The organism is Paenibacillus sp. Dod16 (genome assembly GCF_049893405.1).
GTDB lineage: Bacteria > Bacillota > Bacilli > Paenibacillales > Paenibacillaceae > Paenibacillus_AQ.
The window spans coordinates 56,359-66,307 of the sequence record NZ_JBNDYG010000024.1; the positions used below are offsets into that span (position 1 = coordinate 56,359).

The 9,949-nt window shown below is 38.3% G+C and carries 12 protein-coding genes and 1 pseudogene; 3 read left to right on the forward strand and 10 right to left on the reverse strand.

Features of this window, described 5'->3' with window-relative positions; genetic code table 11:
- Positions 1 to 33: 33 nt before the first annotated feature.
- Positions 34 to 2,127 carry a hypothetical protein gene (locus ACPV3A_RS17850; RefSeq protein WP_063477332.1) on the reverse strand — a complete coding sequence of 698 codons (2,094 nt, stop codon included), beginning with the start codon at positions 2,125 to 2,127 and terminating at the stop codon, positions 34 to 36.
- A 539-nt stretch (positions 2,128 to 2,666) separates the two neighbouring features.
- Between ACPV3A_RS17850 and ACPV3A_RS17855 the strand changes: the two genes are divergently transcribed.
- The gene (locus ACPV3A_RS17855; RefSeq protein ID WP_063477331.1) at positions 2,667 to 2,996 is read left to right on the forward strand and encodes a hypothetical protein; all 330 of its coding nucleotides are present in this window, start codon (positions 2,667 to 2,669) and stop codon (positions 2,994 to 2,996) included.
- A 195-nt stretch (positions 2,997 to 3,191) separates the two neighbouring features.
- Here ACPV3A_RS17855 and ACPV3A_RS17860 read toward each other — a convergent pair whose 3' ends face one another.
- The 9 genes from ACPV3A_RS17860 to ACPV3A_RS17900 form a co-directional block, all read right to left on the reverse strand.
- Complete coding sequence (locus ACPV3A_RS17860; RefSeq protein WP_063477330.1) at positions 3,192 to 3,431, reverse strand: hypothetical protein; 240 nt, start codon at positions 3,429 to 3,431, stop codon at positions 3,192 to 3,194.
- 290 nt (positions 3,432 to 3,721) lie between these two features.
- Positions 3,722 to 3,898, reverse strand: a complete 177-nt coding sequence (locus tag ACPV3A_RS17865; RefSeq protein ID WP_156515010.1) for a hypothetical protein — start codon at positions 3,896 to 3,898, stop codon at positions 3,722 to 3,724.
- Between the two features lie 27 nt (positions 3,899 to 3,925).
- The gene (locus ACPV3A_RS17870; RefSeq protein WP_063477329.1) at positions 3,926 to 4,279 is read right to left on the reverse strand and encodes a hypothetical protein; all 354 of its coding nucleotides are present in this window, start codon (positions 4,277 to 4,279) and stop codon (positions 3,926 to 3,928) included.
- Between the two features lie 332 nt (positions 4,280 to 4,611).
- The gene (locus ACPV3A_RS17875) at positions 4,612 to 4,845 is read right to left on the reverse strand and encodes a hypothetical protein (RefSeq protein ID WP_063477327.1); all 234 of its coding nucleotides are present in this window, start codon (positions 4,843 to 4,845) and stop codon (positions 4,612 to 4,614) included.
- Positions 4,846 to 5,020: 175 nt separating this feature from the next.
- Positions 5,021 to 5,227, reverse strand: coding sequence for a hypothetical protein (locus ACPV3A_RS17880; protein ID WP_063477326.1), 207 nt, complete (start codon positions 5,225 to 5,227; stop codon positions 5,021 to 5,023).
- Between the two features lie 427 nt (positions 5,228 to 5,654).
- Positions 5,655 to 5,912 (reverse strand): hypothetical protein, encoded by a 258-nt coding sequence (locus tag ACPV3A_RS17885; RefSeq protein ID WP_063477324.1) that lies wholly within the window; start codon positions 5,910 to 5,912, stop codon positions 5,655 to 5,657.
- A gap of 195 nt (positions 5,913 to 6,107) precedes the next feature.
- Positions 6,108 to 6,320 (reverse strand): hypothetical protein, encoded by a 213-nt coding sequence (locus ACPV3A_RS17890; RefSeq protein WP_063477323.1) that lies wholly within the window; start codon positions 6,318 to 6,320, stop codon positions 6,108 to 6,110.
- Positions 6,321 to 7,202: 882 nt separating this feature from the next.
- Positions 7,203 to 7,472, reverse strand: a complete 270-nt coding sequence (locus ACPV3A_RS17895) for a DivIVA domain-containing protein (RefSeq protein ID WP_063479673.1) — start codon at positions 7,470 to 7,472, stop codon at positions 7,203 to 7,205.
- A gap of 73 nt (positions 7,473 to 7,545) precedes the next feature.
- On the reverse strand, positions 7,546 to 8,064 hold the full coding sequence (locus ACPV3A_RS17900) for a hypothetical protein (RefSeq protein WP_063477321.1): 519 nt from the start codon (positions 8,062 to 8,064) through the stop codon (positions 7,546 to 7,548).
- A 533-nt stretch (positions 8,065 to 8,597) separates the two neighbouring features.
- Between ACPV3A_RS17900 and ACPV3A_RS17905 the strand changes: the two genes are divergently transcribed.
- Positions 8,598 to 8,978: a hypothetical protein gene (locus ACPV3A_RS17905; protein WP_063477320.1), complete on the forward strand. Its 381-nt coding sequence runs from the start codon at positions 8,598 to 8,600 to the stop codon at positions 8,976 to 8,978.
- A gap of 20 nt (positions 8,979 to 8,998) precedes the next feature.
- Positions 8,999 to 9,847, forward strand: a pseudogene (locus ACPV3A_RS17910) (DNA polymerase IV); the annotation flags it as partial.
- Positions 9,848 to 9,949: the final 102 nt, after the last annotated feature.

Genomic DNA, 9,949 nt, shown 5'->3' on the forward strand with positions numbered 1-9,949 from the left:
TCCCATAGGGAAAACGGGCACGCTGATTAATCATTAATCATAATAATACATTCGGTCCAGTAGATTATCTAATTCTTTCTTCAGATACTTCCGCATTTCTACGCGCCAATATTCACGGTTGCTGAATTTCGAATGAAACAGTTGAATATTTTCATGGAAACCTTTATCCCACGAATTAAAATAATATTTGCTCTCCATCTCCGTACGAAACGCATCGTAACTCAGCGCTATAGCGATCCTAGAGATAATTTGAGATTTTTGCTGAATGTAAATCTCCACAAGCCGTTCCGGCGCTTCGTTTATAGCCTTTTTTCCGGTCTCAGTCTGTTTCAAGTTTTCAAAGGAGATGTCAAAATGCATGCTCCAATCTTGAAAAAATGCGATTATCCACTTTTGAAGCATGTTCCGGATGTGCAACCTAAAATCAGCATACACGTTAGCCTGGGTTACATGCCCTACCCCGATTCGGTGTTTAAAGAGGAAAGTTTGTACCGACCTACCATGGTACACCTTATTAGGATCTGCATATTTCAAGTATTGCGTCAATCCTTCCTTCTCATTGAGATCAACCATATGTTTGGAGAATTCATCCAGTACGTGGACCATATATCCGTCCATGTTACTCTCCATGGCAGGATGAAGCGGGTTTGTTCCTTGTAACCACATTCGGCCGGCCAAAGGGGGCATATATGCATCATATACTTCACGGGAGAGGCTCAAGAGAGTCTCAAAAAGTCTCTCCTTCCCCATGTTTTTCTCGGCAAAGAAATCCGTCAAGCTATTGAGAGTGTGCAAATCAAGAGACACGAAATCAATCAGATCTGAACTGCCGAGTTCCTGTGAGAGTTCATCCTCTTCCCGCTTCAGCTCATCCAGATATGCTTGATACGCAGCCTGGGCGTAGGAATCCGTACTCTCTCCCTTCATGAAATTCGTGTCCCCGATTGCTATCATCCGGTCTTTCTTCATCTTCTCATACAATACAAGGTCAGATCGAGTACGTAAGATCTTTTTCGGCATGTTCTCAAGAGTTTTCTTATTCGAAGCCAGGAGCTCCTTACAAATATCGTAGATGGTTGGACGCTCATCTGCACCACATAGAAACAAAAAGGCATCAAAACGTTGAGTCAACACATGGTTCAAGGCATTTTCAATATCGTCTTTTTCCTCTCCAATTTGAGTGAGTCCAGGCGTATCCAAAATGTTAATCTTCAGAAGTTTTCCGGGATACTTAGATTCTGGATACACGCGTTTAAAAGCTTCATGGAAATCATCTGAAGGCGCAACCGCGTAAGCGAGCTCCTCTACAACCAAAGAATAAGGACTAGAAGGATCGTATGTTTGTTTAATCAGATTCTCAACCTGATCAGCATTTACAAAACTATCTAACACAATGTGATCCTCATCCAGCAACTGCTGGTTACAGATTTCAAGGATATCGGTTTTTATGGATGCATATAATTGTTCAAACCATTGGTAGAGCAATTTAATACCCGCCTCGCACCGTATATCTAGCCGTTCGTTGATGACTTTATCATAAAAGTCGCGCTTCTTTGGTTTGGGATGAAGCGACTTCCCTTCCTTTTCGCGTTCCCTGACTTCTTCACGAAGCCCATCCGTGACCATTAAATACAGATTCTGAAGCTTTTCCCGAAGGGAATTAAGAGTCGGAAATCCGGTTACTATGTCTGTATTTTTCATTTGAACGTAACTGTAATAATGATACGCCCTGTTTTTCGGATCTAGGATGTTTCTAAGGACTGTTTCATCCACTTCAGTATCCTCAAGGTCATCTCGGTAGGAATAAATGAATTCGATAAGCGTCTCGGTCAACTCGGCCTTAATAGGCAGAGGATCGAATGGTTTCGTCTTTATACGAATCAACACCTTATCTTGCATCAGTTTCCCATTCAGCATGAGTTTGGTGTTGATTAAGCTCGTTTGTTTGATGCCCACATTCCGTGCCAGTAGTCTGTTACTTGAATTCGGCAATACAGCAGTCAGAGTGGACGACTTCCCAGATCCGGATGGACCGGTGGCCACAATGGTTGGCGCAGCGTCTTGGTTACGAAAAAAGCCGCGTAGGTTCGTAACGGAGTCCAGATTAATGTGCTTTGGGTGGATCATATCTTCATCCTCCTAAAATGATGTGATGATCCCAAAATCGCATTGCTGATCCTACACACGGCATAATCATAAGAAGTAGAAAAAAGAGGCATGGTCAAGATAGACCATGCCTCTTTTGTAAGAGAACCCGGGCCATCAAAGTCTGTACGAAGCAGACTTACAGAACGAGATTCGCGTTTTCGAGGTTCGCGATGTTCTGGTGCAGTGCATGATGCGCTTTGAAATTACTTCCATCATACTAAGACTAACCAGGGTTTACCAGGAGTGATTACAGCCAAAAACTGAAAGAAATTAAGTAATAGTGCTCCGAATTCTTGATCTATCTTAATATTACTTACTACTACGCACTTTTTCACAGGTTTTTAGGACTCCAAGCGAAAATTTTCTATTGAAATCTTTTCATATGCAGCTTCCACTGCTTGTCTTTCTGAATAAAAATTAATAATAATTGAAAAAATATGTAAAATAATTACTTTTGAAATTTAAATTGGAATGATATCTTTATTAAGAAATCATTCCCATTTTAAGGAGCTGGTCGTGTGATTAGGAAAAATCTTGTGCTCAAATGTTTGTTAGTCTCAACGATTCTTCTGGCATCTATGAGTGGTATTGCGAGTGCCTCGGATAGCATTTCTACCACTGGACTATCCATCAATCCAAACTCTGTTGCTGCAGCAGCAGTTGAAAAAAAGTATGTAACTGGTGTTACGAGAAAATTTGCCAAAGATGCAACTATCCCTGCAACTACCTTACATGAATTTTATGATTCAAGAGGTAAATGGGCTGGAGTGCTGACTAGGTATGATATTACGGAGTCAGGTGACTTCTATATTGCTTATTATCAAGGGTATGTATACTTAGAAAACTGAGTAACTTGATGAGCCGTTATTTGTACTTAACGGCTCATTTTTATCTCTCACACTCTTAAGAAATTATGGCATTGAACTTCTCTGCGAGAGTCCAGCGTATTCCGTGAAAATAAAATACGATAATGAAAATAGTGAACCTACCGCGAATACGACAGCACTTATAATTTCAAAGTGACTGATAAAGTCTTCATTTCATCATCCAACAACTTGGTATTCAATGAGTTTCTTTTTATTTAGAATCCATGCATAGTTTTCACAATCACTCTCTTCCCTTTCTAAATCCTCTTCGCTTATATGGGGTCTAAGCTGCTCCGAGTAATCTTCAAACGTACCAGGATCATCCCCCATTTCTTTACACCAAGGAAGATGATCGCTCTCCCATAACATACGGATATGTTCATCTATTGATCGCTTTTTCTTTTTCGAACTATTCATCCTAATACACTCTCTTATTCATTTTGTTTCATCGCATCTACATCCGTACAGTTGCTTATAATCTTCGACAATACATTTTTTCTTCTTCGCGGCGATATTCTTTAGCCTGTCTATCTTCATAATTACTATCATGTTTCTAAGTAACGAAATCAAAAGTTGTTCCCGTTATATTCCTGGATATTATGATGTAAGTGCAAACGGCCATCCATTTTAAATAGGTCGTAGCATACCTGCCCTAACAGAATTGAATAACCATTATATTTTTCTTCAATCTCACTTAATATATGTGTTTATTGGCCCTTTCTAGGTTTAATATCAATCCAGCTAAATAATAGGCACACTACAATTACAAAGGGCAGCAGCCACCAATCGCTCATTTCTTTTTTCAGCATCAGGCTCTTAATCAGCCAACCTGAGACAACGCTGCCTGAAATTACGATTAATTCATGCCATTGGATTTTTTTCATCCATCTTCACCTCTCACAACCCCGTATTCATTGAAGTACATCGACATCTTCTACCAGGAGCAAAGGAAAAGTATAATCCGTAATCTGGGAGTTTAGGAATGATTGAGCAGCGTCCACATGAGTGGGGTCAATCTCTAAATACCAACGAACATGATAGGCAGTTTCATTATCATTCCAAGGAAACCGTCTATAGATATCCTGGATACGTACCGGTGGGTTTAAGACCGTCATAAGCTCCTCTCGTAACTGCCCGTAGGTAACTTTTTTTAAATCATTTTTTAGGGCGCACTCGTAACCTTTGTTTTTTAGAAAATCCATTAATGATTTAATGATTTCTTTCGGCATCTCTTTATTTTTAGTGAATTGTGTATATTCCAGCAATTCATATCTCCTCATAGAAACGTTCCTTTCTATGAACACTTTTATTCATTGAAGATTATTAGCTAAGTCATCATCTAATGCTTCATTTTCCGATTTACAGCTACAGCAAAGGTACCCGTATAGAGTCGTTTTCTTGCTGTCTTGGATCACATTATTTTTACAGCATTCATCCAATCGACTTCCGCACTCAAAACATAATTCGGCCTTATTTTCAGAACGATTATCCAGTGTTCTATCGATTCCAATTATAAGTTTCGGGTCAACTTTAATGGGCATTAGCTTGTCCTCCCCTTCACAACCACGTATTCAATATGTTTCCTACTAATCAAGACCTACCCATCTTGACGCAAAAGCCTTCTGAGGATTTTTTCTTCGATCTCTTCGCCCTCATCCCAGATCCGTTCACGCTCTGCTAGTATTCCCTTCTTAAACAAATGAAGTAGTTCATCGTTGGGTCTAACATGATCTACTTGAGTGACGGTACCACTAAACTTAACCGTATAACAGTCAGTACCATCGGTCGATTTTGAATGTTCTACATTAGCGGGAGTTTGAATATTTTCCATTAATCAAATACACCGTCCTATTCATTTTGTATCTTTTGATAGCCAATCAGTCACAGCTTGCATACCTTGGCAAAATAAATAGAACGATATTACAAACAAACCAAACGCTAAAGGAGCCGCAATAAATAACTTCCACACACTTACCATTTATGAGCACTTCCTATTCATTATGTTGCTAAAGAAATAATGAACCTACGCCCCAAGTTATCCCTCCAAGTGGTAAGTAAGTAAGCAAACAACAAACAATGGATGTGGTACACAAGCGATGTGCTCTTACGAGTTGGCCTACTTCTTTATATCCTTTTGATGTTATATAACCCATTGATCCAAAAAAAAGTAGAACAACAGCCCCTAACACTTGCGCCTCTTTAATCAATTCCATATAAGTTGCGCCTCCTATACATAATTAGTTCCTCTATTTATGTATACTCCCTTATTCAATATGTGGTTTAATGGTAGACCGGCTTTCCGATTCGAAGTCTCTGTTCAATCCGATTGTGCCGAGCTATAATTATAAATTGGAATAGAACACCTGCTACCGTGTTGCCCACCAACAAGGTTATAGCAGCCGTTCTACTACCGTTCATATCTGGAATTACTATTCCTTTGGTTGCCATCATAATAAGCAACGCAAACATTATTTGAAAGAATTTGTAGTGATACGTAGATAAGAATTTGAGGACTCTTAATTCAGTTTGCTTCTCCAAAAAGACTCACCCCCAAGTTCACTGTATAATCTTTAATAGGTATTATCGCCTACCTTTTTCTTGCGTTGACGTTTTCTCATGTTTCCCTCCATAGCGGATGAATTACAAATCGTTACTTTTATTTTCTTTTATTGATATTCTCTTATTTCCTTCAATTGATTTCATAGCAGCCAATTTACATTTAGCAACAGCTTCCTCAACTGTCTCCCCGATTGCGTGTATATCTTGCTTAAAAGAGCTCCAATTGGGGCCATCAATATTGACCCAAGCATCATACCGATTTACATATTGTTCGCCACGATCCTCAACATAGATTTGTTCTCCGTCTAATGTCTCTGTGCACGGAATCATTACTGCCATTGCTCACTCTTCCTTTCTTACACTCTGCCTCTTCCAACTTTCGTGCTTCTGTCGCAAGTTTTAAAGCTTTTGTTCTAAGTCTTCCTGCATTAACATAATCGACTTTTAAAGCAGCTGCCTTTTATCTAGTCTCCCAAAGTCCTGCTCTATTATACAAATCTGCCGCTTTTTTCTTCCTCTTGTCACATACTCACCCTATTCATCTTGATATATGACCTTTTTCAAAGCCATGTTGTCTATGTATTTTACAAAACCAGCGATCGTAACCGATTTACCTTGTTGGATGCATTCTTGAACATAGAACTTAAAACCTTCGCCTATGTCAGATAACCAGTCTTGGCCAAAACCACCATCATATGCCGACTGTTCATATGCCTCTAACTTTTCGAGTAATTTTTCTGCGATCATGCCTTTCCCTCCTTATGGATAAAATCAGCCTTAATCTTTAGTTACCTCAAAAGCATAGATGCATAATAAGCGTAAAAATACTCGTTCTGATGCTCTATAAATTCTTCTGACGTTCTTTCTACTTAAGGAATACCGACAGGACTAAACCTAACACCGATCCAGTCAAGAGCATGATTGTCCAATGCTAATTTAATCTTTTCAAACTTGCACTGCTGATACCCTCCTTTTCAATATGTAGCTGTATAAGCTTTTACTAGATCTTTCGCCATTGTGCCCACCGTCTCATCATCATGAATCTCATTAGACGTAATTTCAATCAGTAGATATAGTAATAAATCTCTTGGATCGTATTCGGGATGAGTCTTATTTTTTTGCAGTTTTTCCTCAAAATGTTGAAGGTAGCTTCCAGATTCAATTTCACTTTTTTTGATAATGATTTTATCCTCCACCACTTCGTGTATTGGAGTTACTTTACTGAATGCTTCTCAATACGTCCTCACCCTTCCGCTTGTGTACTCTTTCACTTCAAGTATCAGTCTATCAATTGCAATTTTTTTCATTCTTACATTTACATCCTCACAGAGATCCAATGGGCAATCATGGCAGCCAATGGAAGGGAAATATAAAAACCGATATGCAAAAGTGAAATCTTCTCCTTCTTTTTAATATGCAAGATTAATCCAACAACTGCCGCAAATAACATGAGTAGTACATAAAAAACAACTATATTTTGTGACATGAATTTATCATTCTCCCAGTGAGATTTGATATTCATTATGATTCTTCGTTCTACGGCCTTACCATCACTTCGTTTTACAGATCTGTTAGAGAAAAAGGAATTCCTGTTCTAATACAATCCTTGATAAAAAACGGTAGTCCTTATTACCCTCTTTCTCTTCCAAAGCAGTATCTTTCAAGTTCACGTATTCTCATAAGAATATAATCAGTACTACTATTATTATTTATAGGTATTTCTTTATTCTGCTCTTGAAGATTTTTTATAATTTTGTTGAATATTTCATAGTCTTTGATTATGTCATCTAAGAACTCATTGACCTGATCTTCTTTATATCCTAACCATGATCTATCAAATTCTTTATTATGTATATCAAGTGCAGTGTATTTGGGTTTTAGTTTGGTTGTTTCACTCATCCTCAATTCAACCCTTTCTATGTTATTTTTTAGATTATTGTTGAATTTCTTTGGAGTCTCGTTAATGTTTTTTTTACTTTGTAGAAAGTGTTTCTGTAGATCCAAAGAAAATATAATAATCGGTATCCTCTGGAATACCGTACTTCGATAATCCTTCCAGCCTAACTTTCACTAATTTATCTTCATTTGTTTCCGACACCATAACACTATCAACTTCAAGAACTTTGACCTCTACGCAACTATCTACTGAAACCTTAGCTTTATTGAAGTTAATGTCAGCGTATAAATATTTGATCTCTTCGTTTGGGAGCATACGAGCATATGTAGGTAGATTTTCATTCTTCCAAGCTTGAACAGCCTCTTTGTGATTCGGAATTTCTTTAGAGTCATGGTTAAGCATGGAAAAGAGAAAGCATAGGAAAGATATTGCACAAACTAATCCAATGACATGTTTAAGTTCTGCTAGTACATATTCGGATAGAAATAATGAAAGCCAAAATAAAAAAAGGAGGATCGACAACCCTCCAAACAACCAGATATACAACGTTGAAGGTTCGGAAGGATATAAAGCGATGAGTTCTTCTTTTGACATTTTATTCACCCTCTCAACTAAATTACTTAGGCATTGAAATACGGACGTTAATAACTTGCATATCATACTTCCCTAAATCACCGAATTCACATAAATTATAGATCATCTGTATCTCTTTCGAGAAATTAAAACCAGTTTATTTTTATTGAATTGATACGCCATCGACAATCATCTTTTTATGAAGTGAGACACAATGGTATGGTACGGATTGAAGTCTAGCCACTTTAAGGATCAATATTAACTTAAACCAAAACAAAAATAGCCGCCCTTTCGGACGGCCCTCTTATAATACCTGGATTCCAGGTATTAATATCTTTCCCCGAACTCATACACTAGACGACAAAATGATCCATTCTCTAACGCCAACTAATACAATTTTATGTATAATTTTGAGTTAAGTCTGTACTATCATTTCTACTGTAAATAAAAAGTTGAGAATATATTCGCAAATTATAACAAAATCATCCATTGATTAGGGAGCGTATGTTTGGTTATAATACAAACAAACGTTCCCTTTTAGAGGTGGATTAGATATGGGTATCGGACTTAAGTTAAACGAAACTAAATTAGTGAAGGATTATATTTTACTTCCTCTCCTACTCGATGTACTGGAGAAGGATCGTTCTTTGCTTTCACGATCAGATTTAAAAACTGTGGATCTTACCAATGTAATGATCGACCGTTTGCAAAAAGCTGCATTAACGGACTTAACAAAAGCTCGCATAAAGATGCGCGAGACTGGTTTAAAAGTTTACGAAAATAAAAAAACAAGTATTGGGGTAGAAGTTGAATTTGTCTGCAGAGGGTATCGCCATAAGATTTCGATGCTATGGGGGCTCATCGAGGCTGAAATTGAGCAAAGATCTTACAATTATCTTGGGTTTAATATTGAGGACAAGGGGTGGCCAGTTTGAAATCATCTAACCGAGTAATAATGTTAGGGGATTGTCAGTCCTTTTATGCTTCTGTAGAGAAAGCAGATCATCCCGAGTACAAAGACCGCCCTTTGGTCGTTGCAGGTGACCCTGAGCGCCGCTCTGGAATTGTTCTTGCTGCTTGCCCACTTGCAAAAGGTAAAGGCATAACCACTGCTGAAAGGCTGGGTGAAGCGCTCGCTAAATGTCCAGATCTCGTTGTTATTAAACCCAGGATGCAAAAGTACATTGATGTCTCTATGCAGATAACAGAGATTTATAAGACCTTTACTGATTTAGTTGAGCCGTATAGCATAGACGAACAATTTCTTGATGTTACAGGGAGCATGCATTTATTTGCCGAGTCTTCTGAAGAGTTGGCCAATATGATCCAATCACAAGTTCAAGAGGCAACAGGAGTATATACTCGGTTCGGGATAGCCGAAACGAAAATACTAGCTAAGACCGCTTGCGATAATTATGCCAAGAAGAATCCATCCGGCATATACACTTTGACCAAAGAAATGCTCCCTGAGACGCTCTGGAAACGACCCGTCAGCGACATGTTCATGGCTGGGAGTAAGATGACTCGCCATTTTACTGTTATGGGACTTCCTACGATCGGCAGCGTTGCTCAGACGCCACTTGGAAAGTTAAAACAGATGATGCGCAGAAAGTTCGGGAAAAATTCTGACATCAAGGCGGAAATGTATTGGCGGATCGCTAATGGAATTGATGATAGTCCGGTTCGTCCAGGAACACATCAGGTTGCTCCTAAGTCGGTTGGACACATGATAACACTACCTCGTGATTATGCAAAACTGGAGGAAATTAAGGTCGTTCTGCTTGGTATCTATATAAAAACATGTGTGCATAAAGGGTCTAATCTTTTAATTCTTTGGAGGAATAATATTTTTCAAGTTGTTTGATATAGAGCACAAATAAAAAATGAGCATAATTCTATCTATTTA

Coding starts and splice junctions, on each gene's coding strand:
- ACPV3A_RS17895 (WP_063479673.1), bottom strand. CDS start 7,472: ATGAGTGAAACAACCAAACTAAAACCCAAATACACTGCACTTGATATA.
- ACPV3A_RS17860 (WP_063477330.1), bottom strand. CDS start 3,431: ATGAATAGTTCGAAAAAGAAAAAGCGATCAATAGATGAACATATCCGT.
- ACPV3A_RS17885 (WP_063477324.1), bottom strand. CDS start 5,912: ATGGCAGTAATGATTCCGTGCACAGAGACATTAGACGGAGAACAAATC.
- ACPV3A_RS17880 (WP_063477326.1), bottom strand. CDS start 5,227: ATGGAATTGATTAAAGAGGCGCAAGTGTTAGGGGCTGTTGTTCTACTT.
- ACPV3A_RS17850 (WP_063477332.1), bottom strand. CDS start 2,127: ATGATCCACCCAAAGCACATTAATCTGGACTCCGTTACGAACCTACGC.
- ACPV3A_RS17865 (WP_156515010.1), bottom strand. CDS start 3,898: ATGAAAAAAATCCAATGGCATGAATTAATCGTAATTTCAGGCAGCGTT.
- ACPV3A_RS17905 (WP_063477320.1), top strand. CDS start 8,598: ATGGGTATCGGACTTAAGTTAAACGAAACTAAATTAGTGAAGGATTAT.
- ACPV3A_RS17900 (WP_063477321.1), bottom strand. CDS start 8,064: ATGTCAAAAGAAGAACTCATCGCTTTATATCCTTCCGAACCTTCAACG.
- ACPV3A_RS17875 (WP_063477327.1), bottom strand. CDS start 4,845: ATGGAAAATATTCAAACTCCCGCTAATGTAGAACATTCAAAATCGACC.
- ACPV3A_RS17890 (WP_063477323.1), bottom strand. CDS start 6,320: ATGATCGCAGAAAAATTACTCGAAAAGTTAGAGGCATATGAACAGTCG.